This is a genomic window from Paracoccus sp. (in: a-proteobacteria) (assembly GCF_046289755.1).
Lineage (GTDB): Bacteria > Pseudomonadota > Alphaproteobacteria > Rhodobacterales > Rhodobacteraceae > Paracoccus.
In genome coordinates this window covers 63,524-79,078 of the sequence record NZ_JBKBVD010000002.1, presented here as the reverse complement: position 1 = coordinate 79,078, position 15,555 = coordinate 63,524, and the positions used below count along the sequence as shown (strand labels likewise).

The window sequence follows — 15,555 nt, the reverse complement described above, 5'->3', positions numbered from 1 at the left end:
ACCATCAGTCAGGTCCGCGTCGCCGCAATGCTGCTGTATCAGACCCGGCACATCACGATTTACGCGCCAGAATAAAGGGCCGGGTGTCCCTGCCTTTGGTGCCATGGCGCTCGGTGGCAAGGATCTGGAAACCCGCCCCGCTGATCAGCCGCACCAGATCGTCCGCGCCAAGGACACCGACATGTGGCGCCAGCCCTACGGCACCCATGACCGGAAGCAGGACGCTTCGGATGAGGACGTTCATATCCGCAAGGCAGGGGGTCTTGGAGACGAACAAACCACCGGGCCGGAGCAATCCATGGATATGGCGCAGCGTCTCCTGAGGAGAGCGGACAAGGTGAAGATAATTGAACCCGAGAACCGCATCGAACGCTGCCGGCCCGGACATCAGGCTTTCTGCCGTCCCGCTGCGGAACACGAGACCGGGGACAGGGCTGAGCGCGGCCTTTTCCTCGGCAATCGCAATCATCTGCCCGGAAATATCGGTCGCGAGATAGCTCTGCACGTCCCCGGCAAGCCGCAAAGCGGTTGTTCCGGTCCCGCAGCCCAGTTCCAGCACCCGGTCATCGCGGCTCAACACCTCGCGGGTTCGGTCCAGCGTCCGTTCGTACCCGCCCTGATCCGAGATCTTTGCCTTGGCATATCGTCGCGACGCCCGGTCCCAGAAGCGGGCATCCTTTGCTGCTGTCATGCTGAAGCCCCCCATCCTGCTTCGGGATTAGCATATATCCTGCACATGACAATTGCCGAAAAACGCACCGATGCATGACACCGATACATGACCGGACCTGACCGGAACCATCTTCGCGCCGTCCACGAAACAGAGATCACCGCTTGATCGAAAGGGTCACTGACCCGGTGATGGCCTCCGAGACGGTTCGGCCCGCGCAGGCGACCACATCATCCGACCCAAGCGAAGGTCGCTCTGTCAACCTTCGGTCTCGCCCGGTTCCGGCGGTGCCCAATCCGCCAGAAGCCCTTCGGCCAGCATGCGAAAGGCCTCCTGTGCTTTGGGCAGCATCGCGGCGGGCTGGTCGCAGGCCGCCACCCAGAGCGCCGCATTGAGCGCGGCGCCGTTCAGCAGGCGCGAGGCCGCCTCGACGTCCACAGGCCGCAGCACGCCTTCGGCCAGCAGCTGCGCCACCGCCGAGCGGGTCGCGTCGAGACAGCGGTTCTGGCTGGGCCAGTGGGCCGGATCCCCCAGCACCGCAGGACCGTCGAGCAGGACGATACGCTGCACCTCGGGGTCAAGCGCCATCTCGATATAGGCGCAGCCTTCGGCCAGAAGACCGCCCCACAACGTTCCGGCAGCGGCACCGACAGTACCGGCCCGGCCAGCCATCTCGGCATCAATCTGATCGACGACCGCCGCAAAGAGGCCCCTCTTGTCCCCGAAGTTGTGATAGAGCGCCCCGCGCGTCAGGCCCGCCGCAGCCGTAAGATCGTCCATCGACGTGGCCGCAAAGCCCTTTTCGGCAAAGGACCCGCGCGCCGATGCCAGCAGCCTGCGGCGCGTCCCCTCCATCATTTCTGCGCGCGTTCTTCTGACCATATCGCCTCCGGATACATACGTTGCGTATTCTATTTACATACGCCCCGTATGCCGATAGATTTCAGATACGCAGCGTATCTTGAAATTCACCCCCCGAAAAGGCGGCCTCGCGCGCAAGGCTGCTTTTTCCCATCCCGGCCCCACGCCTTGCCACATCAAAGGATTAACCCATGGCACTTCGCCACGCGATCTTCCCCGCCAGCTCTGCCCGTCACGCGCTATATGAGGCGCATGGCTATTCACCCGCCGTGCGGTCGGGCGACCTCCTTTTCGTCTCGGGCCAGGTCGGAAGCCGGGCGGATGGCTCGCCCGAAGACACCTATCTGGGCCAGGTTCAGCGCGCCTTCGACAACCTCAAGGGGGTGCTGGATGCAGCCGGTTGCAGCTTTGACGACATCATTGACGTCACAACGTTCCACACCGACCCCGAGACGCAGCTCCCGGTTCTCATGCCGGTGAAAGAGCGGTTCTTTCCGGTCAGGCCATTCCCCAGCTGGACCGCCGTTGGCGTGACCTGGCTGGCGGGCTTCGACTTCGAGATCAAGGTCATCGCTCGCATCCCCGCCCCATGACGCGCGGCACGCCCCACAAAGGGTGCGTTCGTCCGGCCCCACAGAGAGGCCACTCTTCCTGGCAGGAGGCGCGCAAACGATCAGTCCGGAGTCAGGCAGGCCGCCGCAACCGGGCTTGTACCGTTTAACGGCAAGGTCCTATCGTTGATTTTTCCGGGCGGCCGCCTGGTCTGTGCGGTCGCCCGTGTCTTCGAACAGGCTTAACCATGTCCGCAGGCTTTCATCCAGCTGGGTGCGCAGCGCCGGAGGCAGCGGCTGCAACAGCCGGTGCTGATTGGCGACGTGCTCGGACACGACCCGATCAATCAGGGCGTGTCCCTTCGAGGTCAGCGCGGCAACCGATCCGCGACCATCCTCGGGGTTGGGGCGACGCTCGATCAGGCCCGCCGCCTCCAGCCGGTCGAGGCGATTGGTCATTGTGCCCGAGGCGACCATTGTCCAGCCGATCAGCGCCGAGGGGCTGAGCGCATAGGGCGCACCCGCCCGCCGCAGCGTGGCCAGCACATCAAAGCCCGCAGCCGTCAGGCCGTGGCGCTGATAGGTCCGGCCAAGTTCCTCGGACAGATGATCGGCCAGCCGTTTGAGACGGCCCATGAGGCCCATGGGCCCGACATCAAGGTCGGGCCGCTCCCGGCGCCATTGCTGCAAGATGCGGTCCACCTGATCCATGACCAGCAAATGCATCACATCTATCTTGACGTCAAGACAAATGCCCCACATATCTCGACATCAAGATAAATGGAGCACCCCCATGTCCCGCCAGACCGACATTCTGCTTGCCGCCTGCGCGCCCGCAATCTGGGGCAGCACCTATATCGTGACCTCGCAGATGCTGCCTGCGGGTTATCCGCTGACGGATGCGGCCTTGCGGGCGCTTCCGGCGGGGCTGGTGCTGATGATGGTGACGCGACACCTGCCGCCCGCCGCCTGGCTGGGACGGCTGGCCGTTCTGGGCGGGCTGAATTTTGCGGTTTTCTGGGCGGCGCTGTTTGTTGCGGCCTATCGCCTGCCGGGCGGCGTCGCCGCGACGCTGGGGGCGGTGCAGCCCATGATCGTGCTGCTGCTGGCGCGGCTTGCGCTGGACGCGCCGCTGACACGCCTGCGGCTGGCGGTGGCGCTGGCGGGCATCGCGGGTGTTGCGCTGCTGGTGCTGGGGCCCCGGATGCAGCTTGACCCGGTGGGCATCGTCGCGGCGCTGACCGGCGCCGTGTCGATGGCCTGCGGCGTGGTTCTGACGCGCAAATGGCGGCCCGATGTGCCGACCCTGACGCTGACCGCGTGGCAGCTGACAGCGGGCGGTCTGCTGCTGGCCCCCGCCGCACTGTGGTTCGAGCCGCACCTGCCGGTGCTGAGCGGCGTGAACATTCTGGGCTTTCTGTGGCTGGGCAGTTTCGGGGCGGCCATCAGCTATTTCTTCTGGTTCCGCGGGATCGAGCGGCTTGGCCCCTCGGCCATCACGAGTCTGGGTTTTCTCAGCCCGCTGACTGCCGTGGTTCTGGGATGGGCCATTCTGGGCGAGACCCTCAGCCCCGTCCAGCTGACCGGAGCGGTCATCGTCCTGATCTGCGCATGGCTGGGCACCCGCCCTGCACCCGCATCCTCAGGAGGCTGAAGGCCCACGGCCCCAAGGCCGGTGCCCGGCCATGCGCCGCACGCGATGACGACGCCGGAGGAAGCCGCACGCTGTTCCGGACGCAGATGGCGCGCCTCTCCAGACCGGATTGATCGCAACCGCGTCCATATCCTCGGGGAAGCCTGGGCCGCGATCAGGCATGCAGCTGGGTCTCGACGCGCAACCAACCGCCGCCTTCCGCATGACAGCTCGTGTTTTCCAGCAGCGCCAGCATGATCTGGCGGTATCGCGCCGGGTCGCGCAGGGGCCGGTCTTCGTTCTGGCCGGGCACCCGTTTCTGAAGGGTCTGCGCGAATTCGGCCTCCACCGTCCGGTCTGTATTGTCGCTGCACTGCTGCTGATTCCGGGCCTGTCCGCCGCTCAGGATGACGCTATGGCGAAGATCGTGACGGCTGCATCCGGTCATCGCGAAGTTGCGCCGCGAACTGCTGGGGCTCCAACGGGCGGCTCAGAAAGAACCCCTGGAATGTCGTGCACCCCATCGCGGCCAGCAGGCTGTGCTGTGCCTCGGTCTCGATCCCTTCGACCGTCACGGAAATGCCCGTCGCCCGCGCCAATCCAAAGATGGCCCGGACAAGGCGATCCGATTCCTCGTCCATGCCAAGGCGCGCCACAAATGTCCTGTCGATCTTGAGGCAGTCGACCCGATGGTCACGCAGATATTGCAGGGATGAGTTGCCAGTCGCAAAGTCGTCGAGAGCAATCCTGATACCGATAGTGCGAAGCCGGCTGAGGGTATCTGCGATCTCACGGCTCTGTTCGAGCACCGCATTCTCAGTGAGTTCCAGCTCCAGCCGCGGGGGTGGAAGGCCGGTGCTTTCCAAAGTCCGAAGCACCAACGGGATGAATTCAGCATGTCGCAGTTGTATCGGAGAGACGTTGACGGCGATCTTGGGCAGGTTCGTGTCGGCCGCAAACTGACAGGCCGTTTCAAGCGTCCAGCGTCCCAGCTTGTCGATCAACCCCCGTTCCTCGGCAATGCGGATGAAGATCTCGGGGGACAACGGGCCATGGCGGGGATGATCCCAACGGCACAGGGCCTCGGCGCCGGTCACCTGCCCGTCTCTGTCATAAAATGGCTGATAGACCAGTCTGAGCCCTTCCCCGGTTTCCAGCGCCTGCCGCAGGTCGGACCCGATGGCGCTCCGCTGCTTTGCCGGGGCTGTCAGATTCTCGTCGAACAGGTTGAACCGCCCTTTGCCTTCAGCTTTGGCCCGGTAGAGCGCCATATCGGCCCGCCGGACGAGTTCGTCCGGGTCAGCGAGCGGGGTGCTGGTCCTGACGGCCCCCACGCTGGCACCGACACGGCTGGAATTTCCCAGCAACGAGTATGGACGTGACAGGTCCTCCACGATCTTGGTGCCGATGCGTCGAAGCGCGCTGTCGTCGTTCATGTTGGACAGAAGCAGCATGAATTCGTCCCCTCCGATGCGCGCGACCGTGTCTGACGCGCGCACGAGTTCTGACAACCTGTTTCCGACTTGCCGGATCAGCTCGTCTCCGGCCGGGTGGCCCAGAGTGTCATTGATCCGCTTGAATCCGTCCAGATCGATGGCCAGAAGGGCTAGGGACTGACCGTCCTGCCCTGCAGTGCGCATGGCCTGCGCAAGCCGGTCGTGAAACAGCGCCCGGTTCGGGAGGCCGGTCAAAGCGTCATGGTTCGCCAGAAACCGGGCCTGCGCTTCGCTGACCTGCAATTGCCCCGAGACACGCAGCAGATGTCGGATAATCCACCATATCAACAGTGCGAAGGCCAGGCCGCTTCCCAGCAGCACTGGCAGCATCCGCATCACCAGTCCCGATCCTGGCCGCTCTGGCTGCCAGACAAGCCAGGCTATGGCGTCCCCGGACGACGCATTCACAGGAATGCCCGCCATCCCGCCACCCCTGGGAGCACTGTCAAATGCCACATCCGCAAGCTCGATCGGCTTGCCGATTGCCTGCGCAAGACCAAGGTCCAGATAACGCACCGCAACGTGCAATGCTTCCGTACCGGGCGTTTGCGCCATCTCTCCCGTATCAGAAACGATGGGAACCACACTGACGATGGCCGCGCCGCTGTCAAACCGGACAGGAGCTGCGATCGACGCCTCGGCAAGCGCCTGATAGGGATTGTCAGATCCTTCGCTGACCTCGGCCATCGCCGCCCGAAGCTGCATCACCAGCGGCGCGATGGCCTCGCGCCGGATGTCGTAGGCTTCGGGCGAAAGGCGCGTGCCTGCGACCGATGCGAAAAACGGCCTGTTCCGATGATCCAGAATGTAGCTTTCGTTGTGCCCGAAATAGCTTTGCATCCAGGCACCCAGGTTCGCATCCATCCAGTCGTGATCCCGGAGCCCGGTTCTGAAAACTGCGTCATCCCAGATCGTCGCGCTTCGCTGTTGCTCGGGAAGGTGCGCGACGGCGGCAGAGAAATTGCCTGCGGCAAACCGTTCCTGTCGTGCCACAGCATTCATATCGGCCCTGTGAACCGCGTCCCGGCCCACGAATATGAGACACAGCATTCCCGTCGCCAGCACGACGAGGACGGACCCGGTGATCTGCACCGAAAGCGAGTGGCGTTTGTTCAGCCGCTGCAAATGGACCTCCAAACGTTTATGTGCCCTGTGCCGCCTGCCGGGCCAGCAGGCCAGACCAGCGCCCAGCCAGTTCCGACAAAATCCGCAAGTGATGATCAAATCATACCGAACCGCATTTACAAAAGCACGCGGCGTTGCGCAGCTTCCGGCAGGCGGCGACCGGCTTCAACCCGGCTCTGCACGACACCGGGTCGCCCGCATCAGGCGCAGGGCGGCCCCTTGCAGGATCCCACCTGACAGCACAGGCATGGCCTGCGTGTTTCGCATGATGGCGGGCGTGACGTCAGCGGGTGATGGGCGCAGATTGCACGCGATGATGACCGTCTGTTTCACGCGCGCGCGGACAGCGATTTCGCGGGTTCGTGAGCAAGTCGTGTTGCCTTAGGGACTTGGGCTATGCAACCCTGAGATGCCTGACAATTACCGGTGAAACATGTCTCTGGACCTTGATGACCTCTATCGCCTGTTGCGCACGTCCCACCTCCAGACACAGGGGGTGATTGATACCATCCGCGACCCGCTTCTGGTGCTCGACAACGAGCTGACGATCATTAGCGCCAACCCCGCATTTTACCGCATGTTCGAGACCAGCCGCGACGACACTGTCGGTGTTGCGTTCCACGAACTGGGCGATGGCCAGTGGAACATTGACGAGCTGCGCCTCATTCTCGAAAAGGTGATTCCCAACAGCGCCTCGGTCTTTGACTATGAGGTGACGGCAAAATTTCCTGCCATCGGGCAGCGCACGATGCTGCTCAGCGCACAGCGCATCGCCCAGCCTGGCAGCGGACGTCGCATCCTGTTGCTGTCGATGGTGGATGCCACCCTGCGACAACAAAAGGAGGAGTCGCAGAGCAACCTGATCGGCGAGCTGCACCATCGCCTCAAAAACCTTCTGTCGGTCACCCGCGCATTGGCCCGCCAGACGAACGTAAAGGATCGCACGGCGGCAGAATACCGTGACGCCTTTCTCGGCCGTCTTGATGCGCTGGGAAAGGTTCTGGAAGTGACCGCCAAGGAGGACATGGCAGAACTGCCCGCCTTGGCGGAAACGGTCCTCGCGCCCTATATGGGGAAAAGAAACGCTGTCGTGCTGGAGAAAGGGCCGAAAGTGTCTCTGTCCGCGCATGAGTCGATGGCGCTGGGGATGATCCTGCATGAGCTGGCGACGAACGCGGCCAAATACGGCGCACTTTCCGCACCCGATGGCCGGGTGACCATCGTCTGGACCATCAGCGATGAAGAGATCGGACAACCTCATGTCAACCTGCGCTGGCGGGAAAGCAATGGTCCGGAAGTGACGTCACCAACGTCGACCGGCTTCGGCACGCGCCTTATCCAGTTCACCGCAGAAAGCGATCTCGGCGGTCGCGTTGAGCAGATCTATGAGCCGGATGGCCTGGTTGTCACCCTCTCGTTTCCCCTGGGCCCGGTCTGATGCGAGCTGTTGCCTGCGCCCGCAAACAGGATTCTGACATTCTGATGCCGGTTGTCCTGCATGATGTGCATGAAACTCCTGGAAACTGCCGTTCGGGGACCCTCCGGGATCTGCACAAACTCCGCTTCGCTGACGATCAGCACTCCGGCAATTCCGTCGTGCTTGCTGTTGGTGCGCAAGCGGTGCGTCAGCCATGCTGTCCGGCGCATTGCATTTGCGCCCCGTTGACGTGCGACCGGCAGGTTCACGGCGCGTCCACGCTGTCGGCCAGACTGACCGTCAAAGCGCCATGGACCCGCCTTGCGACAAAAGCGATCCGCGTCACGGTCAGACCGATGCGCTGACAGCAGATCCGTACATGTGCCTGATTTCAGGCGCTTTGGTCATTGCCTGCCGAAGAGAACTGCGCATACTGCCGGGAAAATCGGTGAGACTGACAAATGCACCTCTTGCTTGTGGACGGACTGAAGCCCTTTTCCGTGCTGGCGGGATTCATCGTCGTGCTTCTGGTCACAGAGATCGCCTTGATGCTGATCGGGCTGTCCAGCAACATCGAGGTGGAGGGCGCGGGCGAAGGGCCGGATGTGGCCGCCGGTTTCGACGCCGGGGTTTACGACAGCATCACCCTGCCCGAGACCGGAGTGCTGACCGAGGCAGAGCTTGCGACACTCGATCTGCCGCCGAACGCACCCCCGCGTGGCCCGTCACGCACAGCCCGCCTGCTGCGCCTGGCCGGTCTGGGCCACGGGCCGCTGCTGGTGTCGCTGACCTGCATCGCCTCGGGCATCTCGTCCTGCGGATACTTCCTGCAGCTGTCGCTTCAGGCGGCCACCGGAGCCATGCTTCCGGCAGGCCTTGCCCTGGCCATTGCGCTTGTGCCGGGGCTTTTGCTGGGCGGTCGGCTGGCCGCCTTCGCGTCGCGTCTGATCCCCTCGTTCGAATCCCACGCCATCTCGGGGCAGACCTATAACGGCCGCCGGGGCCATGTGGTGATCGGCGAGGCGCGCCGTGGCGAGCCTGCGCAGGTGCGCTGGCGCGACATGTACGGCACCACGCACAGCCTGATGGCCGAACCGCTGCGCGACGGCGACACCATCGCGGCCAATACCGAAGTTCTCATCGTCAAGACCAAGGCGCGGCAACCGCGCATCGTTTCCATCAGCACAAGCTGAGCCCTGTTCCGCTGAAAGGAGTTCTCCGTGGATTTTCTGGCTGTTTTCATTCCCGGCGCCATCATCGTTCTGGCCCTTGTGGTGCTGGGCCTCATCATGGTGCGGCTCTATTGCCGGTCCACCCAGGAAATGGCGCTGGTCCGCACCGGTGCCGGCGGGCTCAGGGTGGTGATGGGCGGCGGGATCATCGTGCTGCCGGGCCTGCACGACCTGCTGCGCGTCAACATGAAGACCATGACCATCACGGTCGACGGCGGCGACGGGCTGATCACCAAGGACAGCCGCCGGGTCGATGCCGCGGCGCAGTTCTTCATCCGCGTGGCACCCGATATCGACGCCATTGCCCGCGCCGCACAGTCACTGGGCCAGAACACAAATGATCTGGGCGCGATCCGCAGCCTGCTGGAGGGCAAGGTTCAGGACACCATGCGCGCGATCACCGCGGGGATGGACCTGATCGAGCTGCACCAGTCGCGCGCCAGTTTCGTGCAGAAGGTACAGCAGACGCTGAACAACGACCTCAGCCCCAACGGGCTGGAACTTGAAAGCGTTGCGCTGACCAAGCTGGACGAAACGCCGATCAGCAAGCTGGACGAGAACAACACCTTTGACGTGACAGGCATGCGCGTCCGCTCGGCCATCGTGTCCGAGCAAAAGAAGCAACGGGTCGTGATCGAAGAGTCCGCGGCGCTGGAAATCGCCCGCACGCAGCAATCCAACCGCATCCACACGCTGGAGGTGGAGCGGGTCGAGGCCGAGGCGACGCAGGCGCAGCGGATTGCCGTCTCCGAACTGGAGGCGCGGGCCGCACGCGAGCAGACCCGCATCGCCGAAGAGACCGAGCGCCTGCGCGAGGTCGCCCGGATCGAACGAGAGCGCGGCGTGCGCACGGCACAGATCGAACAGGAACTGACCCTCCAGATTGCCCGTCAGGAATCGACGGCCAGCGTTGCGCTGCAATCGGAAAAGCAAAGCCGCGCCGAAGCGCAGGCGGCGCTTGCCCGCGCCGAAGCCATCACCGCCGAAGAGGCCATCAACACGGCCAAGCTGACCGCCATCGCAGAGCGCGAAAAGACCATCGAGATCATCCAGGCCGAGAAGGACGCCGAGAGGGAAGCGACATCCGTCCGCGTCCGCGCCCGGGTCGAGCGAGAGGCTGCCGAAGATCAGGCGCTGGCAATCATCGCCCATGCACGGGCCGAAGCCGACGCCATCAAGATTGCCGCCGCCGCCGAGCGCGAAAAGGGCGAGGCCGAGGCCTCCACCATCCGCGCCAAGGTCGAGGCCGAGAACTCTCTGTCGTCCGAGGTGATGGATTTCAAGCTGCGCCTTGCCAAGATCGAAGCCCTGCCCGCCATCATCCGCGAGATGGTGGAACCTGCGCGGCACATCCAGTCGTTCCGCATCAATCAGGTGACCGGCATGTCCGGCAGTGCGCCCGCAACCGGCGGGGCCGAGGACGGCGCACGAGGGGGGGCAGGAGGGGGGATCGTCGATCAGGTCATGTCCGGCATGCAGCGCAATGCCGTGGCCATGCCGATCCTGACCGCGCTCGGCAAAGAGGTCGGGATCGACTTCAGCAAGGGCATGGACGGAATCGCGGCCTCTGTCTCTGACATGTCGGAACGACCCGGCGAGACGTGACCGACCAAAACGCGGCGGCACAGGCATGCGGACGGCGCGCCATCAACGCCAGATCAGACCGATCGTCGCCGCGTTGCCGCAACCGCCGCCTGCAGGATGGGCCGGCCTCAACGATCCGGGCGCGGCACAGGCCCTGAAAGGGCTTTCGGCAGCACCTGCCGTTCCGCCCGGATCCGGTCCGCGCGTTCAGCAATGCCGGTCCGGCGGTTTGCGGCCCGCTGCCTTGCCGTTCGCGAATCGCATCGAATAGGGCTATTCAGGCAGTCCATTGCAGATTGCATCGGAGAAGACGTGGCCCGACCGAATATTCGCCGCAACACATGATGCAGAGGCCGGACATGCCGCGCCAGCCGGTTCAACGCCCCCATGCGTGACATCAACATCAAGGCGATCGAATATTTCGAGACTGTCGCCCGGCAGGGGTCGGTCACCGGAGCCGCCGCAGAGCTGGGCGTCACGCCCTCGGCCGTCAGCCAGCAACTGCGCCTGCTGGAAGAGCAGTTCGGCGTCCGCCTGTTCCGCCGCGAGCGGCGCAAACTGATCCTGACGCAGGAAGGCGACATCCTGTACCAGACCGCCACCCACGCATTCGGCGCGATCCGCAACGCCCGCAGCGCCATCACCCGGCAGCGTGACCTGCGCAACCTGATCCTGCGCGTCAGCCCCAGTTTCGGCGTGCGCTGGCTGGGACCGCGCATCGGCGCCTTTCTGACCGCCAACCCGGAATGGGCCATCCGCGTCGATGCCACCCAGGATTTCACCGCCTTCGAGACCGAGACGGTCGATTTCGACCTGCGCTATGGCCATGGTCAGTGGGCGGGCTTGTCGGTCATGGGGGTGATGCACGATCTGGTCATGCCGATGTGCAGCCCGGATTATCTGGCCCGGCTGCGCGCCATGTCGGACGATCCGGCCGGGCAGTTGCGCCATGCCGTGCTGATCGACAGCGTCAAGACGATGTTCCGGTGGGATCTCTGGCTGGCGCTGAACCGGGTGGATCTGCCGGATCTGACCTATCCGATGGCGTTCGACCGGTCCTCGATGTCGCTGGAGCTGGCGCGGCAGGGCATGGGGGTGGCGCTGGACAGCGTGAACCTGTGCCTGCCCGACATCCGGCGTGGCGATCTGGTGCCGCTGTCGACGGCGTTCGAGGTGATCGACTTTCCCGCCTATTGGATGGTCTGCCCGCCGCGCCACCTGAACCGCCGCATCGTGGCCCGTTTTGCCGACTGGATCAGCGCCGCAGCGCAGGCCCATGAGGCCGAGGCGCGTGCGACGCTGGCAGACCTCGGCTGCCGCTTCCGACAGGCCGATCCGCCCGGCCTGCCTGGCGCCCCCTAGTAGATCGTCAGCGCCGGCACATACGAGATCAGCAGCAACACCGCCAGTGCGACCAGATAGAAGGGCACCAGCGCGCGCACCGTCTCGCCGATCCCGACCCTGGCGATCCCGGCGGATATGAACAGCGTCGTGCCCACCGGCGGGGTATAAAGGCCGATCGACAGGTTCACGACCATCATCAGGCCCAGTTGCACCGGGTCCAGCCCGATGGCCTGACCGATGCCCACAAACAGTGGCCCCAGCAGCAAGATCGCCGCAGGCAGGTCAAGAAAGGCGCCGATGATCAGCATCACCAGATTCAGGGCCAGGATGACCATCCACGGTTCGGACAGCGTGCCGGTGACCCAGACCGCCAGTTCCTGTGGCACCCGCTCGGCGGTCAGCAACCACTGGATCGTCGACGAGGCCATGATGATCAGCATCACCGCGCCCGTCATCATCGCCGTCTCGACCGACGCCCGCCATGCGGCGCGCAGCGTCAGGTCGCGATAGATCAGCCCGCTGATGACCAGTGCATAGGCCACCGCCATCACGCTGACCTCGGTGGGGGTGGCGACCCCGAACCGCAGCGTGCCGATGACGAAGACGGGCATCAGCAGCGCGGGCACTGCCATCAGCAACTGGCTGCGAAACGCGCGGAAACCGCCTTCCAGCGGCGCGCGGGGCAGGTCGCGGCGGCGGGCGACCCACCAGACACAACCGAACATGCCCAGTCCCAGAATCACGCCGGGCAGGATGCCCGCGACGAACAGGTCGATGATCGACACATTCGCCACCAGCCCATACAGGATCAACGGGATCGAGGGCGGGATCAGCACCGAGATGGTCGAGGATGAGGCGTTGACCGCGGCCGCAAATCCGCCCGGATACCCGGCCTTTTTCTGCACCGGGATCAGCGCGTTGCCCATCGCCGTGGCATCCGCCACCGCCGAGCCTGACACCCCCCCGAACATCACCGAGCCGATGACCGAGACCTGTCCCAGCCCACCCCGCATATGACCGACAAAGAGGCGGGCGATATTGACAAGATACTCGCCGAACCGCCCCTGCATCATCAGACTGCCCGCCAGAATGAAGAAGGGGACCGCCAGCATCGGAAAGCTCTGCGTCGGCGAATACAGGCGCTGCGCGATGACGGCCATCGGGCGGCCCTCCATCCACAGGGCGAATGCGGTGCCGCCCAGCATCGCGTGGGCCACCGGCACCGCCAGCGCCATCAGCGCGAAAAAGACCCAGATCATCGTTGTCGTCATCGGATCATCCTTTCAGCTGAGGCTGTTTGCAGCCGGATCGCGGTCCCAGGTCAGCCCGCCCAGAACCACACGCAACAGGTCAAGCGCGGCGATCAGCGCCATGCCCCCGAAGGCGTAGACCAGACTGGCGTAACCCCAGACCTGCCGGATGCCCAAGGTGGACAATGTCTGAAACTGCGAGGCGCGCAGGATCGGCTGGCTGCTCAGCAGCACCGACAGCGAGATGACAAGGATCGCCACCTGCACAACGCCCAGCAGCGCCCGCGCCCCGCGTGGCCGCAGCACTCCGGGCAGCAGCGTGATGGCGATATTCGCACCGTTTGCGGCGGCGATCACGACGCCGCCCGCGACCAGCCACGGCAGCAGCACCGCGTGGATTTCGTAGGCCCAGGGGATACCACTGGAAAACGCATAACGCAGGATCACATTGACCAGCAACGCGCCGAACATGAAGGCAAGGCAGGCGACCGCAATCACCTTGCCGCTGCCCTCGATCAGCCATGCCAGCCCGCGGCCCGCGCGCAGGATCAGAGGGGTCACGCCCCCCTGCCCTGCCTGCGGCTGACCCGGTGTCATTGGCCCGACGCGGCGCGCAAAGCCTCGACCAGTTCGGGGAAGTTGGCCGCATGGCGTTCATAGACCCCCGTCGTGGCCGCGATATAGGCGTCACGGTCGGCCTCGGCAAAGGTGACACCTTCGGCCTCCATCGCGGCGCGCAGGCTTTCCTCGGCCTCAAGCGAGGCCTGACGCTGGCGCGCGCCAGCCTCGGCTGTCGCCTCCAGCGCGCAGGTCTGGGTGGCCTCGTCCAGCCCCGACCACCATCCCAGACCCGCAACGACCGGGGTGGATTCGTATTTGTGCCCGGTCAGCGTGATGAATTTGGTGATCTCGTGGATCTTCGAGGAATAGATATTGGTCAGCGGGTTTTCCTGCCCGTCGAACACACCCGATTGCAGCGCGGTCGGCAGCTCGGAAAACGACAGCGGCGCAGGCGAGGCCCCGAGGGCCGAGAAAATGTCGATCGTCATCTGATCGGGCGGCGTGCGGATGTTCATTCCGGCCAGATCCGCCGGGGTCGCGACCGTCTTCGACATGTGGCTGACATGGCGGATGCCGTTGTCCCAGAACCCCAGAATCTTGAGCCCCGCGTTCTGCGCCTGTGCGTCCAGCATCTGGCCGACTTCGCCGTCCATCACCTCCCATGCGGTGGGCAGATCGGGGAACAGGAAGGGCAGGCCAAGCAGGCCGATTTCCGGCACCATCTGCGACAGCGCGCCCTGACTGTTGGCAGAAACATGGATGATGCCCGCGCTGGCCGAGGTCAGCATTTCGACGTCATCGCCCATGGTGGCAGCACCTGCCACGTTGACGCTGGCGCCCTCGGAACAGGCGGCGAAGGCCTCGGCCCATTCATTCGCGGCGACATCGCGCGGATTGCCGGGCGCGGCGCCATGGGCAAAGATCACCTCTTGTGCGCCAGCCGCCCCCGTCAGGGCCGCGGACAGCGTCAGAGCGGTGAGAATTTTCTTGGTCATTGGTCAGTCCTCCCATTTGATTGATATGTCACCCGCCGGCCCCTCCAAAGGCCTGCGGCTTCGTCGTCAGTGGATCAGCGCGCCGCCGTTCACATCGACCTCTGTGCCGGTGCAATAGGCCGACAGGTCAGAGGCCAGAAACAGCGCACAGCCCGCCACGTCGCGCGCCTCGCCCGCCCGCCCCATCGGGATGCCCGACAGGATCGTCTCCATCATCTCGGGCGTCAGCTTGCCTGCGGTGATGTCGGTGGCGATGAAACCGGGGCAGATCGCGTTGATGCGGATCTGGTCGGGCGCGAATTCGCGGGCCATCGCCTTGGTCAGACCCAGCACCCCCGCCTTGGCCGCCGAGTAATGCGGCCCGCCGAAGATGCCGCCGCCGCGCTGCGCGCTGACCGAGGACATGTTCACGATGCTGCCACCGCCGTTCTTCTGCATGACCGGCACCACCGCCTGTGTCATATACAGCGTGCCGCGCAGGTTCACATCGAGGACCGCATCGTAATGCGCCGCCTCGATCTGCAGCGATTTCAGCGGCTGCGTGATGCCTGCGTTGTTTACCAGAATGTCGATGCGGCCCCAGGCCAGCGTCAGCCGCTCGATGACGGCCTGGCAGGCCGCCTTGTCGGTCACGTCGCAGGCCAGGCCCAGATGGCCCGCGCCAAGATCATCGGCCGCCGCCTGCGCCGCGCCCTCGTCCAGATCCAGGATCGCCACCGCCGCGCCGTGATCGGCAAACAATTGCGCCGTGGCCTTGCCCAGACCGCGCGCCGAGGCGGCGCCGGTGATGATCGCGTATTTACCGTCCAGAAGTCCCATTCTCATCCTCTCCCTCT

The 15,555-nt window shown here is 64.6% G+C and carries 16 protein-coding genes; 6 read left to right on the top strand and 10 right to left on the bottom strand.

Annotation, left to right across the window (positions count from 1 at the left end):
* Positions 1–52: 52 nt before the first annotated feature.
* On the bottom strand, positions 53–706 hold the full coding sequence (locus ACK41U_RS01175) for a class I SAM-dependent methyltransferase (RefSeq protein WP_409674673.1): 654 nt from the start codon (positions 704–706) through the stop codon (positions 53–55).
* A gap of 222 nt (positions 707–928) precedes the next feature.
* Positions 929–1,552 carry a TetR/AcrR family transcriptional regulator gene (locus ACK41U_RS01170; protein WP_409674670.1) on the bottom strand — a complete coding sequence of 208 codons (624 nt, stop codon included), beginning with the start codon at positions 1,550–1,552 and terminating at the stop codon, positions 929–931.
* Between the two features lie 170 nt (positions 1,553–1,722).
* Between ACK41U_RS01170 and ACK41U_RS01165 the strand changes: the two genes are divergently transcribed.
* A complete protein-coding gene (locus ACK41U_RS01165) occupies positions 1,723–2,124 on the top strand; it encodes a RidA family protein (protein WP_409674667.1) in 402 nt (133 codons plus the stop codon).
* A gap of 138 nt (positions 2,125–2,262) precedes the next feature.
* Here the strand turns inward: ACK41U_RS01165 and ACK41U_RS01160 are convergent, their stop codons facing one another.
* Positions 2,263–2,808, bottom strand: a complete 546-nt coding sequence (locus ACK41U_RS01160; RefSeq protein ID WP_409674664.1) for a MarR family winged helix-turn-helix transcriptional regulator — start codon at positions 2,806–2,808, stop codon at positions 2,263–2,265.
* 67 nt (positions 2,809–2,875) lie between these two features.
* Here ACK41U_RS01160 and ACK41U_RS01155 point away from each other — a divergent pair, with 67 nt between their 5' ends.
* On the top strand, positions 2,876–3,736 hold the full coding sequence (locus tag ACK41U_RS01155; protein ID WP_409674661.1) for an EamA family transporter: 861 nt from the start codon (positions 2,876–2,878) through the stop codon (positions 3,734–3,736).
* A gap of 154 nt (positions 3,737–3,890) precedes the next feature.
* Here ACK41U_RS01155 and ACK41U_RS01150 read toward each other — a convergent pair whose 3' ends face one another.
* Both ACK41U_RS01150 and ACK41U_RS01145 read right to left on the bottom strand, forming a co-directional pair.
* Positions 3,891–4,064: a hypothetical protein gene (locus ACK41U_RS01150; protein ID WP_409674658.1), complete on the bottom strand. Its 174-nt coding sequence runs from the start codon at positions 4,062–4,064 to the stop codon at positions 3,891–3,893.
* Between the two features lie 64 nt (positions 4,065–4,128).
* Positions 4,129–6,336, bottom strand: coding sequence for a putative bifunctional diguanylate cyclase/phosphodiesterase (locus ACK41U_RS01145; RefSeq protein ID WP_409674655.1), 2,208 nt, complete (start codon positions 6,334–6,336; stop codon positions 4,129–4,131).
* A 433-nt stretch (positions 6,337–6,769) separates the two neighbouring features.
* Between ACK41U_RS01145 and ACK41U_RS01140 the strand changes: the two genes are divergently transcribed.
* On the top strand, positions 6,770–7,774 hold the full coding sequence (locus ACK41U_RS01140; RefSeq protein WP_409674652.1) for a sensor histidine kinase: 1,005 nt from the start codon (positions 6,770–6,772) through the stop codon (positions 7,772–7,774).
* Here ACK41U_RS01140 and ACK41U_RS01135 read toward each other — a convergent pair.
* Complete coding sequence (locus ACK41U_RS01135) at positions 7,720–7,983, bottom strand: BLUF domain-containing protein (protein ID WP_409674870.1); 264 nt, start codon at positions 7,981–7,983, stop codon at positions 7,720–7,722. The two genes, ACK41U_RS01140 and ACK41U_RS01135, sit on opposite strands and share 55 nt — an antisense overlap.
* A gap of 231 nt (positions 7,984–8,214) precedes the next feature.
* On the opposite strand from ACK41U_RS01135, the gene ACK41U_RS01130 reads away from it, so the two are divergent.
* The 3 genes from ACK41U_RS01130 to ACK41U_RS01120 all read left to right on the top strand — a co-directional run bounded on the left by ACK41U_RS01130 (position 8,215) and on the right by ACK41U_RS01120 (position 11,931).
* Entirely contained in the window at positions 8,215–8,946 is a 732-nt protein-coding gene (locus ACK41U_RS01130; RefSeq protein ID WP_409674649.1) for an OB-fold-containig protein, read from the top strand.
* 27 nt (positions 8,947–8,973) lie between these two features.
* On the top strand, positions 8,974–10,590 hold the full coding sequence (locus ACK41U_RS01125) for a flotillin family protein (RefSeq protein ID WP_409674646.1): 1,617 nt from the start codon (positions 8,974–8,976) through the stop codon (positions 10,588–10,590).
* Between the two features lie 366 nt (positions 10,591–10,956).
* Positions 10,957–11,931 (top strand): LysR family transcriptional regulator, encoded by a 975-nt coding sequence (locus tag ACK41U_RS01120; protein ID WP_409674643.1) that lies wholly within the window; start codon positions 10,957–10,959, stop codon positions 11,929–11,931.
* On the opposite strand, the gene ACK41U_RS01115 is transcribed toward ACK41U_RS01120, so the two are convergent.
* From ACK41U_RS01115 to ACK41U_RS01100, 4 genes are all read right to left on the bottom strand, one after another.
* On the bottom strand, positions 11,928–13,184 hold the full coding sequence (locus ACK41U_RS01115) for a TRAP transporter large permease (RefSeq protein WP_409674641.1): 1,257 nt from the start codon (positions 13,182–13,184) through the stop codon (positions 11,928–11,930). The genes ACK41U_RS01120 and ACK41U_RS01115 overlap by 4 nt on opposite strands.
* A 12-nt stretch (positions 13,185–13,196) precedes the next feature.
* A complete protein-coding gene (locus ACK41U_RS01110) occupies positions 13,197–13,724 on the bottom strand; it encodes a TRAP transporter small permease (protein ID WP_409674638.1) in 528 nt (175 codons plus the stop codon).
* Positions 13,725–13,756: 32 nt separating this feature from the next.
* Positions 13,757–14,719, bottom strand: coding sequence for a TRAP transporter substrate-binding protein (locus ACK41U_RS01105; protein WP_409674635.1), 963 nt, complete (start codon positions 14,717–14,719; stop codon positions 13,757–13,759).
* Positions 14,720–14,785: 66 nt separating this feature from the next.
* Positions 14,786–15,538: an SDR family NAD(P)-dependent oxidoreductase gene (locus tag ACK41U_RS01100; RefSeq protein WP_409674867.1), complete on the bottom strand. Its 753-nt coding sequence runs from the start codon at positions 15,536–15,538 to the stop codon at positions 14,786–14,788.
* Positions 15,539–15,555: the final 17 nt, after the last annotated feature.